General features: G+C 42.7%; 25 protein-coding genes. 11 read left to right on the forward strand and 14 right to left on the reverse strand.

All coding sequences use genetic code 11. The features are described 5' to 3' along the window. Positions 1-16: 16 nt before the first annotated feature. Complete coding sequence (locus ACSBOP_RS16130; RefSeq protein ID WP_442601543.1) at positions 17-1,951, reverse strand: heavy metal translocating P-type ATPase; 1,935 nt, start codon at positions 1,949-1,951, stop codon at positions 17-19. Positions 1,952-2,461: 510 nt separating this feature from the next. On the opposite strand from ACSBOP_RS16130, the gene ACSBOP_RS16135 reads away from it, so the two are divergent. Next, positions 2,462-2,950, forward strand: coding sequence for a metal-dependent hydrolase (locus tag ACSBOP_RS16135; protein ID WP_442601544.1), 489 nt, complete (start codon positions 2,462-2,464; stop codon positions 2,948-2,950). Continuing rightward, entirely contained in the window at positions 2,947-3,432 is a 486-nt protein-coding gene (gene infC / locus ACSBOP_RS16140; protein WP_442601545.1) for a translation initiation factor IF-3, read from the forward strand. Before ACSBOP_RS16135 ends, infC begins: the two co-directional genes overlap by 4 nt. An 8-nt stretch (positions 3,433-3,440) precedes the next feature. On the opposite strand, the gene ACSBOP_RS16145 is transcribed toward infC, so the two are convergent. Genes ACSBOP_RS16145 through ACSBOP_RS16160 form a run of 4 tightly spaced genes read right to left on the reverse strand, consistent with a single transcriptional unit; the run spans position 3,441 to position 5,986 of the window. Then, positions 3,441-4,193: an ABC transporter permease gene (locus tag ACSBOP_RS16145; protein ID WP_442601546.1), complete on the reverse strand. Its 753-nt coding sequence runs from the start codon at positions 4,191-4,193 to the stop codon at positions 3,441-3,443. Between the two features lie 4 nt (positions 4,194-4,197). Next, positions 4,198-4,947 carry an ABC transporter ATP-binding protein gene (locus tag ACSBOP_RS16150; RefSeq protein WP_442601547.1) on the reverse strand — a complete coding sequence of 250 codons (750 nt, stop codon included), beginning with the start codon at positions 4,945-4,947 and terminating at the stop codon, positions 4,198-4,200. Between the two features lie 39 nt (positions 4,948-4,986). Further along, positions 4,987-5,544: a GNAT family N-acetyltransferase gene (locus ACSBOP_RS16155; RefSeq protein WP_442601548.1), complete on the reverse strand. Its 558-nt coding sequence runs from the start codon at positions 5,542-5,544 to the stop codon at positions 4,987-4,989. Between the two features lie 7 nt (positions 5,545-5,551). Further along, on the reverse strand, positions 5,552-5,986 hold the full coding sequence (locus tag ACSBOP_RS16160) for an Rrf2 family transcriptional regulator (RefSeq protein WP_442601549.1): 435 nt from the start codon (positions 5,984-5,986) through the stop codon (positions 5,552-5,554). 162 nt (positions 5,987-6,148) lie between these two features. On the opposite strand from ACSBOP_RS16160, the gene hmpA reads away from it, so the two are divergent. Continuing rightward, on the forward strand, positions 6,149-7,378 hold the full coding sequence (hmpA, locus tag ACSBOP_RS16165) for an NO-inducible flavohemoprotein (RefSeq protein WP_442601550.1): 1,230 nt from the start codon (positions 6,149-6,151) through the stop codon (positions 7,376-7,378). A gap of 75 nt (positions 7,379-7,453) precedes the next feature. On the opposite strand, the gene ACSBOP_RS16170 is transcribed toward hmpA, so the two are convergent. Then, positions 7,454-8,464 (reverse strand): protoglobin domain-containing protein, encoded by a 1,011-nt coding sequence (locus tag ACSBOP_RS16170; RefSeq protein ID WP_442601551.1) that lies wholly within the window; start codon positions 8,462-8,464, stop codon positions 7,454-7,456. Positions 8,465-8,693: 229 nt separating this feature from the next. Between ACSBOP_RS16170 and ACSBOP_RS16175 the strand changes: the two genes are divergently transcribed. Next, on the forward strand, positions 8,694-8,909 hold the full coding sequence (locus ACSBOP_RS16175) for a hypothetical protein (RefSeq protein WP_442601552.1): 216 nt from the start codon (positions 8,694-8,696) through the stop codon (positions 8,907-8,909). A gap of 104 nt (positions 8,910-9,013) precedes the next feature. Here the strand turns inward: ACSBOP_RS16175 and ACSBOP_RS16180 are convergent, their stop codons facing one another. After that, positions 9,014-9,826, reverse strand: a complete 813-nt coding sequence (locus tag ACSBOP_RS16180) for a DUF817 domain-containing protein (RefSeq protein ID WP_442601553.1) — start codon at positions 9,824-9,826, stop codon at positions 9,014-9,016. An 81-nt stretch (positions 9,827-9,907) separates the two neighbouring features. Between ACSBOP_RS16180 and ACSBOP_RS16185 the strand changes: the two genes are divergently transcribed. Together ACSBOP_RS16185 and ACSBOP_RS16190 are read left to right on the forward strand one after the other, a co-directional pair. Next, entirely contained in the window at positions 9,908-10,957 is a 1,050-nt protein-coding gene (locus ACSBOP_RS16185) for a M15 family metallopeptidase (RefSeq protein WP_442601554.1), read from the forward strand. Between the two features lie 248 nt (positions 10,958-11,205). Continuing rightward, on the forward strand, positions 11,206-12,012 hold the full coding sequence (locus ACSBOP_RS16190; RefSeq protein ID WP_442601555.1) for an S-layer homology domain-containing protein: 807 nt from the start codon (positions 11,206-11,208) through the stop codon (positions 12,010-12,012). Positions 12,013-12,087: 75 nt separating this feature from the next. Here the strand turns inward: ACSBOP_RS16190 and ACSBOP_RS16195 are convergent, their stop codons facing one another. Both ACSBOP_RS16195 and ACSBOP_RS16200 read right to left on the reverse strand, forming a co-directional pair. Then, complete coding sequence (locus ACSBOP_RS16195) at positions 12,088-12,549, reverse strand: hypothetical protein (RefSeq protein ID WP_442601556.1); 462 nt, start codon at positions 12,547-12,549, stop codon at positions 12,088-12,090. A gap of 107 nt (positions 12,550-12,656) precedes the next feature. Then, positions 12,657-14,552, reverse strand: a complete 1,896-nt coding sequence (locus ACSBOP_RS16200; protein ID WP_442601557.1) for a PrkA family serine protein kinase — start codon at positions 14,550-14,552, stop codon at positions 12,657-12,659. A 231-nt stretch (positions 14,553-14,783) separates the two neighbouring features. Here ACSBOP_RS16200 and ACSBOP_RS16205 point away from each other — a divergent pair, with 231 nt between their 5' ends. Then, positions 14,784-15,689: a DUF2161 family putative PD-(D/E)XK-type phosphodiesterase gene (locus tag ACSBOP_RS16205; protein WP_442601558.1), complete on the forward strand. Its 906-nt coding sequence runs from the start codon at positions 14,784-14,786 to the stop codon at positions 15,687-15,689. A gap of 83 nt (positions 15,690-15,772) precedes the next feature. Here ACSBOP_RS16205 and ACSBOP_RS16210 read toward each other — a convergent pair whose 3' ends face one another. Continuing rightward, positions 15,773-15,937, reverse strand: a complete 165-nt coding sequence (locus ACSBOP_RS16210; protein WP_442601559.1) for a hypothetical protein — start codon at positions 15,935-15,937, stop codon at positions 15,773-15,775. Positions 15,938-16,112: 175 nt separating this feature from the next. Here ACSBOP_RS16210 and ACSBOP_RS16215 point away from each other — a divergent pair, with 175 nt between their 5' ends. Together ACSBOP_RS16215 and ACSBOP_RS16220 are read left to right on the forward strand one after the other, a co-directional pair. Continuing rightward, positions 16,113-16,547, forward strand: a complete 435-nt coding sequence (locus ACSBOP_RS16215) for a hypothetical protein (protein WP_442601560.1) — start codon at positions 16,113-16,115, stop codon at positions 16,545-16,547. Beyond that, entirely contained in the window at positions 16,544-17,614 is a 1,071-nt protein-coding gene (locus ACSBOP_RS16220; RefSeq protein ID WP_442601561.1) for a phosphodiester glycosidase family protein, read from the forward strand. Before ACSBOP_RS16215 ends, ACSBOP_RS16220 begins: the two co-directional genes overlap by 4 nt. Positions 17,615-17,911: 297 nt before the next feature. Here the strand turns inward: ACSBOP_RS16220 and ACSBOP_RS16225 are convergent, their stop codons facing one another. Together ACSBOP_RS16225 and trmL are read right to left on the reverse strand one after the other, a co-directional pair. Then, positions 17,912-18,166 carry an AbrB/MazE/SpoVT family DNA-binding domain-containing protein gene (locus ACSBOP_RS16225; protein WP_442604503.1) on the reverse strand — a complete coding sequence of 85 codons (255 nt, stop codon included), beginning with the start codon at positions 18,164-18,166 and terminating at the stop codon, positions 17,912-17,914. A 168-nt stretch (positions 18,167-18,334) separates the two neighbouring features. Continuing rightward, positions 18,335-18,799 (reverse strand): tRNA (uridine(34)/cytosine(34)/5-carboxymethylaminomethyluridine(34)-2'-O)-methyltransferase TrmL, encoded by a 465-nt coding sequence (gene trmL, locus ACSBOP_RS16230; protein WP_442601562.1) that lies wholly within the window; start codon positions 18,797-18,799, stop codon positions 18,335-18,337. A 158-nt stretch (positions 18,800-18,957) separates the two neighbouring features. On the opposite strand from trmL, the gene ACSBOP_RS16235 reads away from it, so the two are divergent. Further along, entirely contained in the window at positions 18,958-19,677 is a 720-nt protein-coding gene (locus ACSBOP_RS16235; protein ID WP_442601563.1) for a response regulator transcription factor, read from the forward strand. A 70-nt stretch (positions 19,678-19,747) separates the two neighbouring features. Here ACSBOP_RS16235 and serC read toward each other — a convergent pair whose 3' ends face one another. Further along, the gene (gene serC, locus ACSBOP_RS16240; RefSeq protein ID WP_442601564.1) at positions 19,748-20,836 is read right to left on the reverse strand and encodes a 3-phosphoserine/phosphohydroxythreonine transaminase; all 1,089 of its coding nucleotides are present in this window, start codon (positions 20,834-20,836) and stop codon (positions 19,748-19,750) included. A gap of 171 nt (positions 20,837-21,007) precedes the next feature. Between serC and ACSBOP_RS16245 the strand changes: the two genes are divergently transcribed. Beyond that, a complete protein-coding gene (locus ACSBOP_RS16245; RefSeq protein WP_442601565.1) occupies positions 21,008-22,144 on the forward strand; it encodes an acyltransferase in 1,137 nt (378 codons plus the stop codon). Between the two features lie 152 nt (positions 22,145-22,296). Here the strand turns inward: ACSBOP_RS16245 and glnA are convergent, their stop codons facing one another. Beyond that, positions 22,297-23,721: a type I glutamate--ammonia ligase gene (gene glnA, locus ACSBOP_RS16250; RefSeq protein WP_442601566.1), complete on the reverse strand. Its 1,425-nt coding sequence runs from the start codon at positions 23,719-23,721 to the stop codon at positions 22,297-22,299. Positions 23,722-23,930: the final 209 nt, after the last annotated feature.

The following is a 23,930-nucleotide window of genomic DNA, read 5'->3' on the forward strand; positions in this document are numbered from 1 at the left end:
CCACTCCCACTCCCACCTACCTCAGCAACCGCAATCCGTTCAAGATAACAAGAATCGTGCTACCCTCATGTCCAATAACCCCTAATGGAAGCGGTACACCGATGACAAAGTTGGAAATAATCAGCGATGCGATGATCGTCAGCGCGAACACCATGTTCATCTTCACAATCTTCTTCAAACGTCTGCCCAGCACGATCGCTTCATGGATTTTTTTCAGATCATCATTCATCAGAATCATATCCGCAGTCTCCAGAGCAGCGTCACTTCCCATAACACCCATCGCAATACCAACTGTCGCTGTTGCTAGTGCGGGTGCATCATTGACACCATCGCCGACCATGCCGACTTTACCATGTTTGTCTTTCAATTGCTTAATCACATTCAGCTTATCTTCAGGCAGTAATTCGGCGAATACCATATCGTTTTCAATGCCCACCTCTTGCGCAATCGCATGTGCGGTCATTTTCTGGTCACCTGTTAGCATCGCAACCCGAACGCCACTTTCTCTTAGCTTCGCAATAAAGCTTTTTACCTCAGGTCTTACACGGTCCTGCAAACCGATAATACCCGCAATTCCTTGTGAGTTTTGCAGTACAATAACGGTCTTACCTTGTTTCTCAAGATCGTGAATCTGCAAAGCAACCTGCTGATTCTCTTTCAAATCCTCTTCAACAAAACCTGGCTTACCAATTTTCCATGAATCCACGCAATAACTAGCTTCAATTCCCCAACCTGTGTGAGATTCAAAATCCATCGGTCTTCTTATTTCTAACGACATTTCACTCGCTTTTTGGACGATTGCTTTCGCAATTGGATGTGCGGACAAGCTTTCAAGGGATGCTGCAATTTGAATAAACTGCTCCTCCGTGTATCCTTGGAAAGTTCGTATATCGGTTACAGCTAGTTTTCCATGCGTAAGGGTACCCGTTTTATCAAAAGCAATAACTTCGACCTGCGCTAAGTTCTCAATATGCGCGCCACCCTTAAACAACATACCTTTCCTAGCACCATTCGAAATCGCAGACAGTACGGCTGGCATAATGGAAGCAACAAGTGCACAAGGAGACGCGACGACTAAGAATACCATTGCTTTATAAAAAGTTTCATTCCAGCTCCATCCAAACACAAAATGCGGTAAGAACATCAGTACAGCAGTGACAAGTAAAATGACTCTAGCATAAATGCGTTCGAACTTTTCCATAAATACTTGCGATTTCGGCATTTCACTTTGTGCTTCTTGCACCAGACGAATGATTTTAGAAAATAAACTTGATTCACTGCGTTCTTTCACTTCAATGAATAAAGCCCCTTGCCCATTAAGCGTTCCTGCAAATACTTCACTACCTGCCGTTTTATCAACCGGAATGGATTCGCCCGTAATCGAAGCCTGATCAACTGCTGAAATTCCTTCTTTAACAGTACCGTCCGCGGGAATTCGTTCACCTGGTTTTACGATTACAACATGACCAACCTCTAAGCTTTCAATCGGAACTTCAATCTCTTTCCCTTCTTGAAATAAAATAGCCGTTTCAGGCTTCATTCCCATTAAAGCAGACAAGTCTTTGGAACTACGATTCATCGTAAACGTTTCAAGCGCACCACTTAATGCAAAAATAAAGATAAGCATCGCACCTTCTGCCCAGTACCCGATACATGCAGCGCCCACAGCAGCAAGCAGCATTAATAAATTGACGTCCAGATCCTTTTCTTTAAATAAAGTAATTAGACCTTCCTTTGCCTTGGCGTAGCCGCCGATGATATATGCAGCCAAGTACATGAGGTAAACAGGTCCATCCGTATAATGTCCCCAGATCCAAGCAATGGCCATGAGAACACCACTTATTAATGCTCCTGTGATTTCTCCATATTGTTCTATAAAATGAACCCACTTTTCTTTCTTCAACGATAAAGATTGTGTCGATGTTTTTGTATGACTGATTGATTGACTCATTGAGTAACACTCCTTTTAAATGAATTTGACTGTGAATGATAATCGTTATTATTGCCCTTAAAATGGCTCATGCTGTTCCCCCGAAAGGGAACAGCATGATTGAGAATGATATTCATTTTTACTTTAGGCATAATTTTTGTATTCAGGAAACTTTATAATAATTATAATAATTTAAAAATTAATCTAAATCAATATGCGATCGCCTATTGCCTTGATTTATTTGCTCCCCTTTTTCATAATTATAATGATAATCATTATTACTTCCCTTAAAATGGCTCATGCTGTTCCCCTAGATGAGGAACAGCATGAGTGAGAATGATATTCATTGTTGTCTTTATACATAAGTTTTGCGTATAGGCAATTTATAATGCGATTATATGCGATAACCATTTCCAAGTCAATCAAAAAAATCAAATAAATCACGATAGATATGAGATCATATGTTTGCTATAATGGATTGTTGCTGAATCATGAATTGTTACAGCTTAGATCAACTTGGAGGATCATTTCATGCTACAAAAAACCCATAGCCTTGCTGGATTACTTGCTGCAGAGAGTGTTGTCTTATCGATGAACCAACCGCTATTATCATGGGAAGCCGCTGCTGCACTTATGATTGGCTGTATCGCTGGTCCACTGGCTGACATAGATAAACAGGGCTCCACAATGGCCAAAATCTTGTTCCCGTTATCTGCTCTGCTTCGAATTTTGAAAGTGCGCCACCGTACAATGACTCATTCTATCCTTTTTCTCATCGTATTAGGTTTGCTGCTTTCTCCAGTACCAAGTCTTTACAAGTGGTCATTTATTATCGCCTATGCTTCACACCCCTTGATTGATCTACTAAATGTTCAGGGTGTTGCGCTCTTATGGCCATTTAAGTTAAAATTCCGTCTACTGCCGAAATATCTCGCAATAGAAACGGGTTCATCTGGGGAGCTTATCGTTCGTGGTATTCTTATTGGATTCATGGTGTGGAAGGTGGTTGAAATCTTATGATAATGAATGAGAAAATTAAAGCATCTGAGGTCGTACTAACGGGTGTGAATGGTGAGGATTTAGGTATAGTTGCAACCCAAGAGGCGCTGCGTCTTGCCAAAGAATTGAAAGTCGATCTGGTCTGTCTTTCTCTTACCTCAAGTCCCCCACCTTGTAAGCTCGCTAGTCGAGGAGACGTTAAGAATGAGAAAAACAAGGAAAAGCAGCAAGAACGTAAAGCAGCAAAAGGGATGAAAACCAAAGAAATTAAGCTTTCCCCTTCGATTGAAGATCATGATTACGATACGAAAAAACGTCAAGCAGAGCGTATATTAGCTGCCGGAGATGCCGTTCAATTGACCGTTCAAGTTGACAAAAAAAAGACAGAACCCGCTAAGATTCTAGCTGAGCAGCTTCTGCAGGATTTATCTACTTATGGTAAGCCCGAAACGGGCCTACAAATAAACGGAAAACATGTCATAATCGTCATTAAACCGACCTAACAAGTAATTTACAAAGATTGACGAAGCCGAGTATCAGCTGTAAACCATAAGCGATAGCTAAGCATGCTTAGAATAATACTCGCAATTGCAGCTGATGCTGATAGGCTGAAGACGATAAGAATTTGATACCGTACCGCTTCAACAGGATTCGCTCCCGCTACAATCATCCCGGTCATCATCCCAGGTAATTGAACAATTCCGACTGTTTTCATACTATCAATAGTTGGGATCATACTAAATTTCACGGATCGCTGCAAAACAGGATGTACCGCTTGACGCACTGTTGCGCCGAGTGCGAGATACGTCTCAATTTCCCCTCTCATACCTGCGACTTCACGCTTCATCTGATTCAAAAATAGACCGCATGCAACCATTGCGTTTCCAATTATCATTCCACTTAGTGGAATCATATATCGTGCTGTTGGCTCAATAATATGTAAGAGGAGAAGTAGTCCAAGCGTAACAATTTCAGTACAGACAATGGATAAAACAATCCGCCAGAATACTCCCGCTACACCTTTGGCACGCTGGCCAGCATTCCATGCCGCAACTAAGATCATGACCGCAATAATACATCCTATTAATAGAACATGCTGCGTCGCAAAAACAAACTGAAGTACATATCCAACAGCGAGCAGCTGTACAGTCGCTCGAAGTGTTCCGATGAGAATATCCTTCTCTAACCCCAGCTTCTGCTTCATCGAGAGCAGGATCGTAATCCCTACGAATGTAAGTGTTAACGCCAAAGCAAGATTAGACAAGACACTATCCCCCCTCTGATCGTTCTGCCTGTACCCGTGTATACCCTAAGAACTCCCTACCCGCCTCTGTTATTGGCGATGAGTAAAAATTCTCTGTCCGCTGATCCTCAAGCAAAGTTCCTTCTGCCAGAAACCATAGCCGATTACTGCACTGCCTTGCTTGTTCCATATCGTGGGTCACCCAGAGCAACGTTGTTCCTTCTTCTCTGTGCCATTCCAATAGCATATCTTCAATGAGCTGCTTACTATGCATATCCAAGGAAGAAGTCACTTCATCTAGTAGTAAGATAGCAGGCTGAAGCAGCATCGACCGCACAAGTGCCACTCGCTGCTTTTCACCCCCGGACAAATCACTCGCCGGTTTACTCCAAGCCATTTCACTCATACCAGCCCGCTGCATCAAGTGAGTTGCTCTATCTTTTTCGAATGGTCTTTGATGCAGCCTGCTGACAGTGCGTAAATTATCTTCAATCGTCCCAGCCAGCATGACCGGCTGTTGAGCGACATAGCTAGCTTGCTGACGCCATTCACGAGGCACCCACTTGCTCTTATCCTTATTTTGCAAAAGAACTCGCCCCTGATCCTCACAATCCATATAGCCCAATATTCGTAAAAGCGTGCTTTTTCCTTGTCCTGAAGAGCCAATCATACAGATAATCTCTGGCTTCTCTATGGATGCAGAAATCTTAGAAAATAGCACACTCTCCGGCTGGCTTGGATGCATCTTGGCAAGCTGATCCAATTGTAGAATCAATTTAATTAACTCTCCTGTCCTATTTCCCTGAAAATGGGGTTAGACCATCTTCACCATGTGTGTGTATTCATGCTCGCATACCATGAGCTTACCGTCAGCACAGTACCCCATTTTCTCATAAAGTGCATGAGCACCATGATTTTCTTTTTCCACAATAAGAGCGACTTTGTCATGACCTTCGTCTGCAGCTCTTACTTCGAAAGCTTTCATTAAGGCTTTGCCGATCCCTTGACCTTGATATCGATCATCAACCGCAAGTGAATCGAGGTAATACTCGTCTTCACGGGTTTCCTTTTCCAAATACACATCTTTATTGCCTGTTACTTTAATCAAGTGGTCAATAATTGGCTGATCTAACTCGTCCTGTTTACTGCCGTCATACGATAATACGAATCCGACAACATTCCCATCCACTTCTTTCACTATTGTGTTCGTATAACTAAGACGATTGCCTTCACTTTCAAAAAAGGAAGTCAATGCCTCGTACATTCGTTTCACATCATCATATCCGGAAAGTTTATTCGCAATATTATCGATTGCGGTATGCATAAGCGGGATTACAGATTTACTATCAGCTGCTCTTGCTGCACGTATCATGTTGCCATCACTCCTGTAGTATATTCTGAATCATAGCTGGATCTTCGACCATATCAGCCAGTGTATATTCATTAAGCTTCTTTAAGTATACCTGAAGTGCTGATGCAAGTACGTGCTTAAGTTTACATGAAGGCGAGAGTCTGCACGTATTTACTTTTGGATCAAAGCATTCTACAAGATCAAAGTCTTTTTCCGTCTTACGGACAATATCCCCAATGCGAATAGATTTAGCATCTACGGCAAGCTTAATGCCTCCTCCGCGGCCACGCGAAGTTGCGATAAGTCCTAACTTACCAAGCTCATGAACACACTTAATCAGATGATTTTCTGATATTCCGTATGATTTTGCTATATCCCTAATACTTGTCTTCTGTCCTTCTTCCAACACAGCTAAATACATTAGAACGCGAAGTGAATAATCGGTATAATACGTAAGTCTCATTTGTCATTCCTCCACTCTTCACATCTATAAGCCATTGCATCACATTACACAAATTGTAACACATTTGCCACAAAAAGATATATTCACGATCTATCTTTAAAGATGCATTAGTGATATAACTTTAAATGTAAACCCATTACAATCGTACGGAGGCGAATATTCATGTTAGATCAACAAACACGTAACATTATTAAATCGACCGTTCCAGTACTTGAAATGTACGGCAATGAAATTACGAAAACTTTTTACAAACGACTATTTGAGAAGCACCCCGAACTGCTTCATATTTTTAATCAAACGCATCAAAAAGTAGGCGATCAGCCAAAAGCCCTTGCTAATACGGTGTATGCAGCGGCCGTTCATATCGATCAATTGGAAACTATTATCCCCGTCGTCAAACAGATTGCTCATAAGCATGTCTCGCTAGGCATTAAAGCTGAGCATTATCCGATTGTAGGCGAAAACTTGCTTGGCGCTATCAAAGAAGTGCTTGGTGATGCAGCAACACCAGAGATTATTGATGCTTGGGGTAAAGCCTACGGTGTCATTGCAGATATTTTTATTCAAACCGAACAGAATATGTATGAAGAATCCTTGCATAAAGACGGCGGTTGGAGTGGATTCCGACCGTTTATCATAGATCGTAAAGTGAAGGAATCAGCGAACGTTTACTCCTTCTATTTGAAGCCACAAGATGGCGGAGCTATCGCAAAATTCCTGCCCGGTCAATATATATCAGTCAAAATAAACGATGGCAAATATGACCAAATTCGGCAGTATTCCCTCTCGAGCTGTCCTTGCGACGGCTATTACCGAATTGGAGTAAAACATGAGGAAGGTCATACACATGCTGATGGTGTCGTCTCCAGCTTCCTTCACCAACAAACGAATGTTGGCGATGTCCTCCTGCTTACTCCTCCACAGGGAGACTTTGTACTGGATAAGGAAAGTGAACGCCCCGTTCTCCTTCTAGGTGCAGGTATTGGAATCACACCGCTGTTATCCATGCTTCGTCCACTTGCTAAGAAATCAAGGGCGGTCACGATTGTTCATGCCGTACTGAACGGCGCTTATCATCCTTTTGCCGAAGAAATCAAAGACTATGTATTCAAGCATTCAAAAGCAGAAGCAATCACGCTTTATGAAAAGCCGCGCCAAGAAGATCTTGCTTTCGATTATGAGGGAAGGATCAGAGCTGAAGTTCTAAAGTCCGCGCTACCTACAACGGACGTCGAAGCTTATATTTGCGGTCCAGTACCTTTTATGGAAGAAGCTTGTGCCTTGCTCAAGCAATTAGGTGTTCCATCCGATCAAGTTCATTACGAGGTATTCGGTTCTGCTCAAGCACTGGGCGACTTACGTACACAAACGCTTGCTAACTCGGAAGTCTAGACGCTTTCTTCGATATTGTAAACACACCCCGTATTCCCAAGCATGTGATCATGAGGAATACGGGGTGTTTATATGCTAGGAGATCCCTTTTAAGTTCTCAAGATCCGATGTAACGCGTTCGATCATCTCTACAAATGAAGCCAATTCTTCCGAATGTGCAGCCTGGTTCCTTGCGTTGTTAGCTGTTCCTTCAGATTCCACTTGAACTTGTGCTAGCAAGGACGTGATCATTTCCAACTTATCTTCTATTTCCGTCAGTGCTTTTTTGGAATGCTTCGCAAGCTTACGAATTTCATTGGCAACAACTTCAAATCCTCGCCCTTCAACACCTGCTCTTGCCGCTTCAATAGCCGCATTCAATCCTAACAAATGGGTTTGATCAGAGATTTCTCTCATTAAATCACCCATTTCATGAATATGTCCGACTTCATCATTTAGTGAAGTAACGAGCGTATTCGCTTTATCCTGGGACTCCGCTGTACTCATCGCTGTTGTTGCAATAGAATGTGTGCTTTCATTCAACTCTGCCATCATGGATGCCAGTTCTTGCACAGCAACAGAAATGCCGCTTAACATATTCTGCTTTTGATCCGCGATCTTTTGGATTTTATGCTTTTCATCACGCTCATACGCTTCTAATACGAGCTGAGAGTCAAGGTTAAACATTTTTGTCAAGGAATGGATAACACTTGTCCATTTCTCAGGTAGCAATTTCTTAAATTCAGTAATGGAAATATCCAGATAAATCATGTATGTACCTAGATACCAATCTGTTGTCAGACCAATATGAGAATGAATTTTACCAATATGCAGCCTGTGCTCAATAAAAGAATCGTCGATACGGCCCGCAGTCATCGAAAGATAATACCAGACTTGCGTTTCTTTTAGACGATCCAGAGTGCTGTGTTTTTCAATAATCACACGTAGTTCATCGTTCTGAATGATTTTTACATATAGCTGATCCACTACAGCATTCACGATCTTTTTAAAAGAAGCTTCATGCTCCTGTAACAACTGTAAGTCTTGATTGGTAATGCCGATATATTGCAATTGCTGCATTCTTTTCTGTTCAGTAATTGAAATCATTATGACTTAAAGCCCCCTATTCATGTTGTTTACAAAATTTTAACAACACTTTCATTGTAATTCAGAACAAGGGTTTATCCAATCCTAAAACCTATTGATTTTCCACTTGTTTTTGAAAATATTATGAAGATTTCGGAGAAAATACAAATCAATTATACTTTCTATCCCAAATCGCGTAGACACGGGCTTTTGATCGAAGTACAATTGGGCTATATACACGAATTTTCGAATGAAAGGGATGTTAACTTTGCAAGCTGCAGTCATTGATCCATCGATTACAATGCCGCAATTTTTCATCATATTAGTGTTCGTAATGTTGATCGGTTCACTCGTTTCTTTAGGAATTTTGAAGTTTTTCCAAGTAAAGAAACGTTCGGGGACGACCTTCTTAGGATTATCGGTTGTAAGTATGGCTGTGTTTATATGTGTACTGAATTTCTTTTAAAAAAACACCCCTTTGAATGTCATTGGATCACCGAAAGGTTCGCTCCAGTTTCAGATCAAAGGGGTGCTTTTTTTGTGTGATCCTGTTTTTTCCACTGCGATCACTTAGCTCTTATTCGACAGTTGAATGTTTTTATTGGTAGAATGTTTGGAGGGATTCGTGTTCTTCACACGCTTGAGATGTGCCACGATGATGAAAGATACAATAACGAGCAGAAACCATGAAGATATTTTGCTAATCGAGACAAAGTGCCACACTTTCTGTTGATTTGGATACTGCCATGCGCCTAGCGCAGTTGCTATATTTTCGCCAATCCAGATAAAGAAGCCGATGCAAAAAAAAGAAGCTACGAGCGGCATTCGCAATCTCGTCTCGCCCAATTGAAACGTGACATAAGTGCGCCAATAGATGATGAATAACAAACCCGTCAACCACCAACGTAAATCCCATATCCAATGGTGGGTCATGAAATTCAAATAAATAGCAACAGCAAGCGATACTGTCAATAAGGGATTCGGATATCGGTGCAGCTCAAGCTTTAAGAGCCGCCACGATTGGCACAAGTAACTAGCAACCGAAGCATACATAAACCCACTGTAGAGAGGAACACCTCCAACTTTGGTCCAAGCTTCCTGTGGATAAGCCCATGATCCCATCTGGATCTTAAAAAGTTCAAGCGCAAGCCCGATCAAGTGAAACATACAGATAACTTTGACTTCATCCCAAGTCTCAATACCTGTACGAAACAAAATATACTGTGCAAGTAAACAGACAATCAGCATGAGATCGTAAGTCGCAATATAAGGGATATGGATAAACTTAAACACAAGCAAGGCACTAAAAATAATGACAGCAAACAAGCAGGACTGCGCTTCCAGCTTCGTAAATAACATCAGCTGCTTAAATCGATGAGCCATGTGCTTCACGCACCTCTTTCTGGAATTCAAATCAGATACCTATCATGAATTCAATAATAGCTTATACAAGGAGCAAGTAACATGAAAAATAATCAACGAAGAATAGCAATTCTATCCGGATTACTCGCATTATCAGTCGCATTAAGTGGATGCTTTGGTGGTTCATCGTCTAAAGAAGATGGCTCTCAAACATCCAAGAGTGTAGATTCAGTCAAGCCTGACAAGTTGAAAGATTTAAAAATAGCAAATGAGATCGTAGTAAGCCCGGGTGCTGAGCAGGCTCTTCTTGTTGAGGGTATTATGAATAATGACAAGATCGAAAACATCAGTCAAGCCAAGGGAATTACTTACCAATCAAGCAGCCCCGATCTCGTGTCTATTAACGAAGCTGGAATGATGAAAGTTGCTGCCAAGGATTCGAACGGTAAAGCTGTAACAATTACGGCTGCTCTTCATGGTAAAAGTAAGCAAACACTTGTAACCATTAAGGCATCACTTGAAAGCTCAGCCAAATTAAATGGAAATGTTACAGTCGTTACGAATGAAAACGACCGCATGGTCGTCATAAATAAGCAGCGCGCACTGCCAGATGGCTATACACCGCCCGATCTTGTGTATCCAAATGTACCTTTTTCCTTCAAAGATAAGATCGAGAAAAGAATGATGCGTAAAGAAGCAGCTGATGCGTTAGAGCGTCTTTTTGCCGGTGCTGCTAAGGACAACATCAAACTTGTTGGTATTTCTGCCTATCGCTCGTATGCTACACAAAAAGTTGTATTTGCAAACAATGTGAAGACGCAAGGCGAACAGAAGGCTGCTCAATTCAGCGCCAGACCAGGACAAAGTGAACACCAGACAGGTCTTGCCATCGATGTATCGAGTGCGAGTGCTAAATTCCAAATTGAACAATCGTTCATCGATACGAATGAAGGTAAATGGCTTGCCCAGCATGCGCATGAGTACGGCTTCGTCATCCGTTTCTTACAAGGCAAAGAGCAAATAACTGGTTATGCCTATGAGCCTTGGCATATTCGTTTTGTCGGAATCGACGCTGCCAAAGACATTTTTGCAAAAGGAATAACACTGGAAGAATATTTCCAAGATGCTGTACCTGTTCAAGGTAGCAAGTAACCACCCTATCCATACATTCCACAAAAAAGAAGACTTGCCACACTTCTAAGGTTCTCCGTGACCTTAGCCATGTAGCAAGTCTTTTCTTATTGTACAAGAAATTTCACCATTTAAAGTTAGTCCATGAGACATAGGTATTAGTGACCAACAGACTATATAAACACCCTTACTTTGCCTATAAAATGAATAAGTTACCACTTACAGCATGTCTATCGACTCACAGCAACTATTTAAGGAGATGAAACCACTTGAAAAAAATACTATCATACATCATGCCGATAATCCTTGCTTTGTGCATAGTAACCCCTGCCTCTGCGGCGAGCAACGACTCCATTTTTAAATTACCGTCCATTTTTTTAGATGTATCCGACACACACTGGGCGAAATCCTACATTAACCAAGCGTACATGGATGGGTACATTATCGGGTATAAAAATGGAGAATTCCAACCTGAAAAAACAATAAGTAAAGCTGAATTTATGAGTATTTTATCAAGAATCAACAATACAAAAGTGAATGATTCTCAAGAGTTAAAAGAAGTGTCCGGACACTGGGCAGAAAAAGACATGCTTGCGCTGCTTAATAACGGTATTCTTGTTGATCTTGACCTCCTTCATGGATTTAAACCTGATGATCCGATTACGCGTAAAGATATGGCGAAGCTGATCGCAAAGTCACTTGCTTTTAATAACAACACATTCATTCGAACTTTAGATAGCTTTAAAGACTCTTTTGTCCCTTTGAAGGATTATCAGAAGATTCTAGTTGATGATTACAGCCCGTACATCTCGATTGTATTTGGGACAGGCATTATGGTCGGAAAAAATGATAGCAAATTCGATCCAGACGGATTTGTAACCCGTGCGGAAGCTTCCAAGGTCATTACAGATTTTGTGAAAGCAAAAGGAAAGAACATGAACGAATTCCCTAATCTGTTAGATTTAAAACAACTTAACGATATTCTCAAAGGCAAATCTCGTTTCGATAAAGATGACAGCAGCGAGACATTGAAACAATATATGATGTTCGCATTTAATGAAGCAAAATTAAAATAAACACAATAAAAATGGTTGAGCAGGCGACGATCCTGTTCAACCATTTTTTCATTCAGCTTCATTCTTTTCCATCCTTTAATAGGGGGTAGCGGTAGGATAAGGACATAAATAGTTCTGGTTCGGGTACGGGCATGGATAATAAGGACATAAATAGTTCTCGTTCGGGTATGGACATGGATAATAAACAGGAGGATAAGATACATAGTTCGGTTGGTTATTATAAAGAAACGGGGTTAATAAGAGTAGTGGAACTAAATGACCCAACCCTCCATGATGCCCAAAATGACCTTCTGGATGTCCTGCAGTTCCTGGGTGTCCTACGCCTCCTGGATGTCCTACAGCTCCTGGGTGTCCTACGCCTCCCGGATGTCCTACACCTCCTTGGTGTCCCATACCTCCCGGGTGTCCTCCACCATGCATGCCTCCAACAGGTCGCTCATCATACATGGATGACTCAACTGCTGGCTGTTGATAATCTGTATGATCCATCCTCATTGATGTATTAGGTATTTGCTGATTTGCGTTCGTAATTGCCACGAATGCCTCATTCCTTTCCACTTAAGCTGGTCTTTCCTCATGACCATCTTATGTGCACTTGCCCAGTTAGGTGAGCGCCTAGTGGAAAAATGGGCGAGACAAGCTGCTTAACGATTCAACAAAGATCCAACATAACGAAGCAGTTCGTTCGCACAAGCAGGGCAATATCCATGCTCATCTATGAGCTGCTTTGTCACATCATTAATTCGTTTCAATTGTTTCTCATCTGGAGTTTTGGTCGATGTCGTGATCTTCACAATATCCTTGAGATCAGTAAATAGCTTCTTCTCAATAGCCTCACGCAGACGATCATGTGAGCTGTAATCAAATTTACGTCCCTTACGGGAGTATGAGGAGATACGAATTAGGATTTCTTCACGGAATGCTTTCTTCGCATTTTCCGAAATTCCAATCTGCTCTTCAATCGAGCGCATCAATCGTTCGTCAGGGTCCATATCCTCTCCTGTTAATGGATCTGTGATCCTTCCCCAATTGCAATACGCTTCAATATTATCCAAATAATTATCAAACAACGTTCGTGCAGACTCTTCAAACGAATAAACGAACGCTTTTTGCACTTCTTTTTTCGCAATCTCGTCATATTCCTTACGTGCTGCCGAAATAAAATTCAAATAACGTTCTCGTTCTTCCTTCGTAATGGAAGGATGTTGATCCAGACCATCTTTAATCGCCCGCAGCACATCCAGCGCATTAATACATTCCAGATCATGCCGAATCAAAGCACTTGAGATGCGATTGATGACATAGCGAGGATCGATGCCTGACATCCCTTCTTCAGCAAATTCATTTTGCATTTCTTTTAGATCAGATTCCTTATATCCTTCAACAATCTGACCATCGTACATTTGCATTTTTTTGAGCAGATCCATCCCTTGTTTCTTGGAATCTTTCAACCTTGTCAATATGGAAAAGATCGCTGCTGCCCGAAGCGCATGCGGTGCAATGTGTACATGCGACATATCGCTTTGCAAAATGAGCTTGCTGTAGATCTTCTCTTCTTCTGAAACTTTGAGGTTATATGGGATCTGCATGACGATGATCCGGGATTGCAGCGCTTCGTTCTTTTTGTTGGAAATAAATGATTTGTACTCCGACTCATTCGTATGCGCAATGATGATTTCATCTGCTGAGATGAGAGCAAACCGACCTGCTTTGAAATTACCTTCCTGTGTCAGTGACAATAAATTCCACAAAAACTTCTCGTCACACTTCAACATTTCTTGGAACTCCATGATACCTCGGTTTGCTTTGTTTAATTCACCGTCAAACCGATACGCACGCGGATCAGACTCGGAACCAAATTCTGTAATTGTAGAGAAATCAATCGAACCTGTCAGGTCAGCAATATCCTGCGACTTCGGATCGGACGGAGAAAAAGTTCCGATTCCAATCCTTGCTTCTTCTGACACGAGCACCCGCTCAATTTCTACCTTTTCAATATCTCCGCCATATTCCATCTTCAAGCGAATTTGGCAAGAAGGACATAGTGTACCTTCAATGCGAATGCCCAAAACAGCCTCAACTTCAGGGCGCAAATCTTGGGGAATTAAATGAAGGGGCTCTTCATGCATCGGACAACCTTTGATCGCATAGACGGCTCCATTTTCTGCTTTGGAGAACGCCTCCAGTCCCCTTTTTAGCATCGTAACAAGTGTTGATTTACCACCACTTACTGGACCCATGAGCAGCAAAATCCGCTTACGCACATCGAGACGCCTTGCCGCCGAATGAAAATACTCCTCCACCAGTTTCTCAATGGAATGGTCCAGACCGAATATCTCCTGATCAAAGAACTTGTATTTCCGCTGTCCGTTATCCTCTTGAATACCATGCGACGCAATCATCTCATAAACACGCGAATGAGCAGTCATCGTCAAGCTCGGATTGTCGCGAACCATATCAATATACTGGGCAAATGTCCCTGACCATGCCAGTTTTTCTTTTTGGTCACGATGCTCTGCGACTCTTTTGAAAATGTCCATGGGTTCCTCCTCTCGCCTGCTGCAATGTGGAATGGGTCTGGCTTGTGATAGCCCTTGCTTGTGTATTACATACCTATGCGCTAATGCGGATGAAGTTTCTCAAAATTTTATATAAATCCAAGCTAAAAAAGGCGAACATCGCCACTCCCCCTAGAGCCCAAACGGTTTGACCGATCAACTATGGTATAATGGAATATAGGAATCAAAGGGGATTGTAACAAATGAGAGCAGGTGAGTCAGGTGGGGATAAGCAGTGAAACGGAATTGTATGAACCGATCAAGCGCTTCTGGGAAGAACGCGGATACGAAGTCAAAGGGGAAGTCCGACATTGTGATGTTGTTGCCGTCCGCGGTGAGGAACCACCTGTCATTATCGAATTGAAAAAGAGTTTGAACATCCCCCTGCTCGTGCAGGGAATAGATAGATTAAAGCTATCTCCGCTCGTATACGTCGCTATCGAGCTTCCGCCTAAGGGACGGGCGCCGCATCGCGTAAGCTGGTCCGAGCTGCGCACGATGTGCGGCTTGCTCGGTCTTGGGCTGCTCACGGTTCGCTTCTACAAGACAAGGCGCGAGCCCCTTGTCGAAGTGGTGTGCCACCCGCCAGCGATGAGCACGGCGGGTGATGCTGCTAGCCCCGTCCCCGAAGGGCGGGACGCACAGGCTGCTGCGCAGGCCATAGCCAGCGCAGCGGGGCAACCCCCTACCGCAAGCAGCGCAAATGCGCTGGCTTGCGAAGCAACGCTTACGCGCCCCCGTGGCAAGCGGGTGCGCGTAAGCAAGCGGGCCGCCGACCGACTGGCGGCCGAGTTCAACAACCGCCACGGTGATTTCAACGTGGGCGGCTCTACCCGCGTTAAGCGAGTGACCGCTTATCGGGAGCGAGCCCTGCTGCTCGCCTGGACGCTGCACGAGCATGGTCCACTCCCGCTTCGCAAGTTGCGAGAGCAAAGTGCCTGCTCAGATGCAACAAAAATGATGCAGCATAATTACTATGGCTGGTACGAACGACACCAGCGCGGTGTCTACGGCCTCACCCCCGCTGGGGAAGCTGCCTTAACGACATTTGCTCATGTCGTTGAGGTCATTCGCAAACAGCTTCCCTCTCAAACCCAACATTCGCAACCCGCCCCCTAAACGCAACAAGGCAAGCCCGTCCACACAGACGAGCTTGCCTTTACTTTATTCGTGTACTATTACCCAACCATTACTCCTATCGGCTATTCCATATCCTCATTTTCAGCCACATTTGTCAACGCATCCGCCTCTTCCGATTGATACTGGGATTCCCCATCATTCAACGCTTCCGCGCGACTCTCTGCATCCAGTTCCGCATTGGTCACGAACGTATTCAAATCTTCCTGCTGCACTTGATCTTTATCCATCACTTGCACCCCCTTTTCACAGTCTATCCTTCTATGTAACCACTCTAGTATGAGCCTTCGGTACCTTCTTTATGAATCCTTCGACAATTATTTTGTCACTCTACTAAAGGATGATGTATACTATTTTTTAGGATATTGGATAGCAAGGCATGATACGAATGAGGTGAACGTCAAAATGAATACGCCTATCGGCGCTGCATCTTCTGAAGCGATGCACACTCGAAATGCCCCGCAAACGCGGGTCAAAAAAAATACATACCGTAAGCTGTTTATAGCTTGGATCGTCCTGATCTTAAGCGGTGCGAGTTTAACCTTTCTATATACCAATTATTTGAAAAACCAAGTCGCCCGTGATATTGCGCATCAAACCGAGCAGCAGCTTCAAATTGTCCAGCAAGACTACCAGAAGCAGGTCACAACGCTGAAAGAAACGATGCAAGCAGATATGACTCGTATGCAAGCAAAGGTAGATTCGCTTAATGAATTGCTAGCCTTCACCAAAGACAGTGCAAACTCCAAAACAGACAATTCAAATCAACTTTACACGCAACTTGCCGAAGTAAAAAAACAACTAGATGAGCTAAAAGCCAACTTGGACGTGCTCAAATGATTAACCGCGTACAAGGATTAAATCGTGTGATGCTGCTCGCATGTGCCCCTTTTCTCGGTATGCTCATCTTCCTGCTTTTTGCAACATTTTCTGTGCAAGTTCCGATTTCCTACACACAAGCCGAGCTGAGATCAGTCAATCTAGAAAGCTCAGAACTGGAAAATAAATTGGTTACGGCTAACTTAGAAGCCGTCCAAACCAAAAGCATTATTGAACGGTTCCATCAGTTGTATCAACAAAGTACTGCCGATGTCACACAAATGCTCAAAGTTGCAACAGACAATGTTATGCGACCTGCCGCGATTTATGATGATCGTATTACATCAAAGCTCGGGCGAGTTTCCAAACACGCTTCTTCGGCTAATATCGATTTGAAGCTGTTCCCGATCCAAGAAAACAATTACCACGGCTATGCCATGAAAGTAACCCTTAAATCCGACAAAGCCATGCGGATGGCTCTTGGTAAAGACAAGCTTGGCAGCTCCGAGACTACATTAGAAGCGACACGCCGATATGGGGCTTTCGCTGGAGTGAATGCTGGGGGATTTGCGGATGAAGAAAGTACACATAAGCGATTCCCACTTGAGACCACGATGATTGGTGGTAAATACGTATATGGCTTCTTTCCAAGCCGTGAAGATCTAACCTTTATTGGTCTTAGTAAAGATCGTAAGCTGATCGGTGGGAGATTCGGTTCCCAAGCTGAACTGGACAGTAAAAACCCGCTATTCGGGGCTACATTCGTTCCTACATTACTGAAAAATGGTCAAAAGACATCAATCCCAAGCAAGTGGCAGTCTACACCTGCTAGGGCTGCTCGAACGGTAGTCGGGAATTATAAAGACGATCAACTGTTATTCATCGTGACAGATGGGAATGTTGAGAGTGGCAGCTCTGGCGCAACTCTTGCAGAGCTTCAAAACAAGCTGCTCGAATTTGGTGTACGTGATGCTTATAACCTAGATGGTGGCGGGTCGACATCGCTCATTTTTGGTGGTGAAGTCATTAATCGTCCCTCAGATGGCAAATTGCGACCACTGGCTACAAACTTCTTGTTTTTCAAATGATTGTGAGTTATGAGATAAATGTCACAGTAAATTCGCTTTTGTTCATTTTCTTTTCATCAGGTGTTCGATATAATGGGTGTATCAAATTTTGGATGCGATTACCTTGTAGGAGGGTCTTACATGTCAGCAACTTTCTGGATTATGATAACTATATTTCTTATTTTTATCGTTGCGATTCTTACATCATCTTACAACGATGACAAGACAAAGGGCTTGTAAAATCGATTTATTGCACAGTGTAAAAAGCAAACAGGCTGCGAATCCCTAAGGATCCGCAGCCTGTTTTGCATGGACGAGCTACGCTCGATCTTTTAAATCATGCATTTGTTCTAAGCATTCTACACAAATATGGCGTTCTTTAAAATCACTCACGTCACTCATCGTCCCGCAGAACACACATTTCGGACGGTATCTCTCCAAAATAATGTGGTCTCCTTGTACTAAAATTTCAACAGGATCGCCTTCGTTCATCTGATAACGTTTGCGAAGCGATTTCGGAAGAACAATCCTTCCAAGTTGATCCACTTTTCGTACAACTCCAGCCGGTTTCATCATAACCGTTCACTTCCTCCCAAAACATAAACCTTAAACACATAATCGTCTTATTCGTCAAAATTTTTGCAATTCCTTCTTTTTTTGACACGTGTTTAAAATTGTTTCACAGGTTTGAAGATCTGGTGAACTTTTTGTCTTTTTTCTAAAAAACCCTTGTCTACTGCACTATTCCAATCCTGGAAAATCAACTTGACGCAATGCTTCATACACGGTTATTGCGGCAGCATTCGACAAATTCAGCGAACGCACCGCATCCGACATTGGCATACGCATGAGTGTGTCTGGATGCATATCCAGAATTTCTTTGGGTAGTCCCTTTGTTTCCTTACCAAAGACAAAAAAATCGCCATCGCGGAATTCAAAGTCGCTGTACCGCTTGCTTGCTTTCGTCGTTGCACAGAAGAAGCGGCTGCCTGGATATTTTTGCATAACTTCTTCAAAAGAATCGTGATATTCAAGCTTTACGGAGTGCCAGTAGTCTAGACCTGCACGCTTAAGCGTACGATCATCCGTATCAAAACCTAATGGGCGAACCAAATGTAAATGAGTTCCAGTTGCTGCGCATGTTCGCGAAATGTTTCCTGTGTTCGCCGGAATTTCCGGTTCAACGAGTACAATATGAAAAGCCATGATGTATCTTCACCTCTATTTTCATCCTATTATAATTAAGCACCAAAATCAAAAACTTCTATGCTTATTTTTACATCCTTTTAACAAAAAACGAATATTCGCATGATAGATACACGCCATAATTAACTTATCAGAACAAGCAAAGGAGTGCGGCAATTATGAGTCAAAAAAAAATATTAGTCGTTGACGATGAACCTTCCATTTCGATGTTGATTGAATTTAATCTCAAGCAAGCGGGCTATGAGGTCCAGTGTGTATTTGATGGGGAAGCTGTTTTTGATAAGATTCAATCATTCCGCCCTGACTTGATCGTTCTGGATCTCATGCTACCCAAAATGGATGGCTTTCAAGTATGCCGTAAGCTTAGAAAACAGAACAATCTTGTCCCCATTATTATGCTTTCTGCGATGCAAGAACTGTCCGATAAGATTGCAGGCTTAGACCACGGCGCTGATGATTACATGACCAAACCATTTTCCCCACATGAACTTATCTCTCGCATTCAGGCCATTCTGCGCAGATTGAGCACACTTCCTGAAGCCATTGATCATACTACAATTACCCTTGGAAGTATTGTCATCTATCCCGGTCAACGCGAAGTCACGCTTCACGGCAATCCCATCGAGCTGACGCCTAAGGAATTTGAACTGCTCCTATTTCTATGCAAACACCGCGGCAAAGTGCTCAGCCGCCAACAGCTGCTTGTTGGTGTGTGGGACTATCATTTTCTCGGTGATACCCGCATCGTAGACGTGCACATTTCCCATTTACGCGATAAAATCGAATCCAACACACGTACACCTGAACATATTATTACAATTCGTAATGTTGGATATAAGTTAACCGATACCAGCAGGAAAGAATCCTCGCTCGCATAGTCTTCATTCTCATATAAACAACCCTCGTCCAGATATGGAGAGGGTTGTTCTATTCTAACCTCAATCTTAATTAGCTATTGCTCTGGCGAAATTCTTCCATAAATTGTGTAAGTGCCTCACATGCCTCATAAGGAACAGCATTATATGTGGAAGCACGGAGCCCACCCACGCTGCGGTGACCTTTTAGTCCAACAAAACCCTTTGCTTCGGATTCTTTGATGAATTTCTTCTCAAGCTCTTCATTTGCTAGACGGAAAGTAATATTCATCTTAGAACGGCTCTCTGGATCTACACAGCCTTGGTAGAAACCTTCGGAGTTATCAATTGCGTTATAAATTAAGTTCGTTTTATCCAGATTGATCTGTTCAACAACAGCCAGTCCACCTTGATCACGAATCCATTTAAGTACCAAATTCACCATATAAACGGAATAAACAGGAGGCGTATTGTACAGGGAGTTATTATCCGCATGAATACCGTAACGCATCATGGTTGGGATACTCTTCGGTAGATCTTGCAGCATATCTTCACGCACAATGACAACTGTAACACCAGATGGGCCTAGATTTTTCTGAGCCCCTGCATAAATCATGCCAAACTTAGACACATCAACAGGACGACTAAGAATATCAGAGGACATGTCGACAATTAGCGGGACTTTCCCTGTGTCCGGGTAACTTGTAAATTGCGCACCACCAATTGTTTCATTGGATGTTACATGCACATAAGCTGCATCTGGATGAATTTGAATTTCATTGAGAGCTGGAATCCGCATAAAATTGTCTGCTTCTGAGCTTGCAGCTTCATGCACTTCACCGAACAATTTCGCTTCTTTCATCGCTTTCTCTGCCCATGCACCCGTATTCACATAACTGCCGACTTTTCCAGGACGCAAAAAGTTCATTGGAATCATAGCAAATTGCGAGCTTGCTCCACCTTGTAGGAATAGCACTTTATAGCCATCTGGAATTTGAAGTAGTTCTTTAAGAAGCTGCTGCGTTTCTTCATTCAGCGCCTCATATTCTTTGCTGCGGTGTGAAATTTCCATAATTGACATACCAATCCCTTGATACTCCACCAATTGCTCTTGTGCTTGCTGCAACACGCTCAGCGGTAATGCTGCTGGACCTGCGTTAAAATTGTATGCTCGGTTACCCATCTTTCTCCCACTCCCTTATTTTTTATTTATATAATCATTTTTGTATTATCGCTTATAATAGCAAGTTTATGAGATGGCTTCAAGCTTATTCTGAATGATAGAACAATCTCAGAACACGATCAAATGTGTTATAGTATGGAGATGTATATATCTTATAGAGGGGAAAAATGTATGAGAAAAACCAAAATTCAAGAAATTGAGTGGATGCGAGCCTTTGCTTTCTTAGCCGTTGTCATGCAGCATGCGATTGGACATTATACGTATGTGCCTGAAACCAAGCTTGAAGATGGGGTCATTTTCGCATTGCTATTACTACTTTCTAAATTTGCAGTCCCACTTTTTATATTTATATCAGGTTTATTACTCTTCTATAATTATGATGGCAACATCCCATATATCGGTTTTATCCGCAAGCGATTCAAAGATATTGTAATGCCTTTCCTACCATGGGCTGTGCTTTATGCCATCATGTTTCATGGCCTTGATTTAAGCACACTCGCTTCTTGGCAAAAGCTTGGCTTACTCGTGTTCACAGGCACAGCGTGTTATCATCTATGGTATGTCGTCATGACGATGCAGCTTTACTTGATATTCCCTTTCTTACAGCGAGCAAGTATGCGACTCAGACGCGTTTCTGGCCGCATTACGCTGATCCTAACCGTAATATTAGGTGTGCTTTACATCGCTATGCTAGCGCGTTCAGGATGGATCTATGAGACTGCGTATCGCCTTAACATTCCCATACTAACTGACTTTTTCACCGAATATCTTGACCGAAATGCACTCATGTTCCTCTTTTACTTTATTATGGGAGCCGCAGTGGGCATGCATCTTGAGAAGTGGCGAGCATGGCTTATGAAATATCGATGGATCCTAATTAGCATTTATGCAGCGATGGTGCTGGGGATGCTGTATAAAGTGATTGCAGGCTTCAAATTGAAACCTGAACTTGCCATTAACTATAACGATACATTGCTTTTGCAACCTTTGATGGCCATATTCCTCATCATCTCTGTCTTGGCCATGCATGTGATCACGATTCATCTAAGCGCAAAAGCCAATCCTTTTATAAGTAAAATCATCATGATCATCGGTTCTTACTCCTATGTGGCGTATCTCGCACATGCCCTTATGCTCAAATATGCCTATCCGATTGCCGATAGCATATGGCCCGCGAGTGCAGTTACAGCAAGGAACCTTACAACGTTCATCTTAGCAACGATCGCTTCCATAGCAGTTGCCTTTATCATTCGACTTGTTGTTAAACAAGTGACCAACTTGCGGCGTAAACAGCATACTTCGGCTTAAGACAAACAGCGGTTTGTAGATTGATCTACATAACCGCTGTTTTTTACTATTTTTCTAAGACCAGAAGCTGATCTCTTTCTTTTTCCTCACACAAAAAGAAAACCGTCGAGCAAATGCCCAACGGTCTCGATATAGAGTATAAGTACTATCAATTAGCAACCAAAGTACAAGGAATACTCATGCGGATGAATACGGATCGATACTGCTTTTGCCTCATCACGCTTCAAATTAATGTAGTTCTCGATGAAATCCGGTGTGAATACGCCACCTTCAGTCAAGAATTCGTGATCAGCTGCTAGAGCATCAAGAGCCTCATCTAATGTACCTGGAACGGAGCGAATTTCTGCTTTATCTGCATCAGACAGATCATAGATGTTCTTATCGACCGGGCCATAACCAAGTGCAACTGGATCGATCTTGCGCTTAATACCGTCAAGACCCGCCATCAGCATCGCTGCGAATGCAAGGTATGGGTTAGCTGTTGAGTCTGGTGTACGGAACTCAATACGACAGCCTTTAGCCGTTACAGCAGCTACTGGAATACGGATTGCTGCAGAACGGTTACCCTTGGAGAATACAAGGTTAACTGGTGCCTCATAGCCTGGAACTAGACGCTTAAACGAGTTTGTGGATGGGTTTGTAATCGCTAAGAGTGCAGGTGCGTGGTACAAGATCCCTCCAAGGTAGTGCATGGCAAGCTGGCTCAAGCTGCCATAAGCGCCTTTTTCATAAAATAAAGGTGTATCGCCATTGAAGATGGAGGAGTGCACATGCATCCCACTGCCATTGTCGCCAAATAGCGGTTTCGGCATGAATGTCGCTACTTTTCCAAATTGGCGTGCCGTGTTATGAACGATATATTTGTATTTCATTAAGTTATCAGCTGTTTTTGTTAATGTATCGAAGCGGAAGTTGATCTCGCCTTGACCTGCTGTTGCCACTTCATGATGGTGACGCTCAATGCGAAGTCCGCTCTCCATCATAATACGACACATTTCAGAACGAATATCTTGTTGTGTATCAACCGGTGCAACTGGCACGTAGCCGCCTTTTACTGGGATCTTGGAGCCTAAGTTACCGCCTTCTTCTTTGCGGCCTGAGTTCCAAGCGCCTTCATCCGAATCAACAGCATAGTAAGAAGTGTGCATATTGCTCTCATAACGAACATCATCAAAGATGAAAAATTCTGACTCTGGAGCGAAAAATGCATCCGTACCGATTCCCGCACTTTGCATGTAGCCTTCAGCTTTTTGTGCAATAGAACGTGGGTCACGCTCATAGCGCACGCCGTCTGGTGTATAAATGTCACTCATTACGATAAGTGTTGGATGTGCTGTAAAAGGATCAACGTATACCGATTCAGGATCTGGCATCATGACCATGTCGGACTCTTCAATACCACGAAAACCTGGAATTGAGGAACCATCAAATGCTACGCCGTTCACAAATGTTTCTTCATCAACTTCGACAGCAGGCAATGAAATATGGTGTGCTTTTCCACCAAGATCTACGAAGCGAAAATCAACCCACTCAATGTCTTTTTCCTTCATTAAACTTAAAACGTCCTGCACTGACATCGTTAAGCCCTCCTATTTCCGAACATTAATTTAAATATTATCCGAAATGTTTGTATTCTTCTCTTTAATATTGAAGTTATTATAAATCCATTCATTTCTTAGTGTCAATACTTATGTTAGGTATTTTCTAAATTAATGTCAGGTAATCTAACATTGGTTTTAATAATTGATTTTAATTAACAAAAAAAGCTGGATTCCCTCCTCTTGAG

Source organism: Paenibacillus sp. KN14-4R (assembly GCF_052180255.1).
In the GTDB taxonomy this organism is placed as follows: domain Bacteria; phylum Bacillota; class Bacilli; order Paenibacillales; family NBRC-103111; genus Paenibacillus_AM.

What these genes read in the sequence shown, in the direction of transcription:
- glnA (WP_442601566.1), bottom strand. Translation starts at nt 23,721, where the DNA reads ATGTCAGTGCAGGACGTTTTAAGTTTAATGAAGGAAAAAGACATTGAG.
- ACSBOP_RS16135 (WP_442601544.1), top strand. Translation starts at nt 2,462, where the DNA reads ATGCTACAAAAAACCCATAGCCTTGCTGGATTACTTGCTGCAGAGAGT.
- ACSBOP_RS16225 (WP_442604503.1), bottom strand. Translation starts at nt 18,166, where the DNA reads ATGAAACCGGCTGGAGTTGTACGAAAAGTGGATCAACTTGGAAGGATT.
- ACSBOP_RS16235 (WP_442601563.1), top strand. Translation starts at nt 18,958, where the DNA reads ATGAGTCAAAAAAAAATATTAGTCGTTGACGATGAACCTTCCATTTCG.
- hmpA (WP_442601550.1), top strand. Translation starts at nt 6,149, where the DNA reads ATGTTAGATCAACAAACACGTAACATTATTAAATCGACCGTTCCAGTA.
- trmL (WP_442601562.1), bottom strand. Translation starts at nt 18,799, where the DNA reads ATGGCTTTTCATATTGTACTCGTTGAACCGGAAATTCCGGCGAACACA.
- ACSBOP_RS16170 (WP_442601551.1), bottom strand. Translation starts at nt 8,464, where the DNA reads ATGATTTCAATTACTGAACAGAAAAGAATGCAGCAATTGCAATATATC.
- ACSBOP_RS16220 (WP_442601561.1), top strand. Translation starts at nt 16,544, where the DNA reads ATGATTAACCGCGTACAAGGATTAAATCGTGTGATGCTGCTCGCATGT.
- ACSBOP_RS16130 (WP_442601543.1), bottom strand. Translation starts at nt 1,951, where the DNA reads ATGAGTCAATCAATCAGTCATACAAAAACATCGACACAATCTTTATCG.
- ACSBOP_RS16210 (WP_442601559.1), bottom strand. Translation starts at nt 15,937, where the DNA reads ATGGATAAAGATCAAGTGCAGCAGGAAGATTTGAATACGTTCGTGACC.
- ACSBOP_RS16200 (WP_442601557.1), bottom strand. Translation starts at nt 14,552, where the DNA reads ATGGACATTTTCAAAAGAGTCGCAGAGCATCGTGACCAAAAAGAAAAA.
- ACSBOP_RS16245 (WP_442601565.1), top strand. Translation starts at nt 21,008, where the DNA reads ATGAGAAAAACCAAAATTCAAGAAATTGAGTGGATGCGAGCCTTTGCT.
- serC (WP_442601564.1), bottom strand. Translation starts at nt 20,836, where the DNA reads ATGGGTAACCGAGCATACAATTTTAACGCAGGTCCAGCAGCATTACCG.
- ACSBOP_RS16155 (WP_442601548.1), bottom strand. Translation starts at nt 5,544, where the DNA reads ATGATACGTGCAGCAAGAGCAGCTGATAGTAAATCTGTAATCCCGCTT.
- infC (WP_442601545.1), top strand. Translation starts at nt 2,947, where the DNA reads ATGATAATGAATGAGAAAATTAAAGCATCTGAGGTCGTACTAACGGGT.
- ACSBOP_RS16160 (WP_442601549.1), bottom strand. Translation starts at nt 5,986, where the DNA reads ATGAGACTTACGTATTATACCGATTATTCACTTCGCGTTCTAATGTAT.
- ACSBOP_RS16215 (WP_442601560.1), top strand. Translation starts at nt 16,113, where the DNA reads ATGAATACGCCTATCGGCGCTGCATCTTCTGAAGCGATGCACACTCGA.
- ACSBOP_RS16180 (WP_442601553.1), bottom strand. Translation starts at nt 9,826, where the DNA reads ATGGCTCATCGATTTAAGCAGCTGATGTTATTTACGAAGCTGGAAGCG.
- ACSBOP_RS16175 (WP_442601552.1), top strand. Translation starts at nt 8,694, where the DNA reads ATGAAAGGGATGTTAACTTTGCAAGCTGCAGTCATTGATCCATCGATT.
- ACSBOP_RS16185 (WP_442601554.1), top strand. Translation starts at nt 9,908, where the DNA reads ATGAAAAATAATCAACGAAGAATAGCAATTCTATCCGGATTACTCGCA.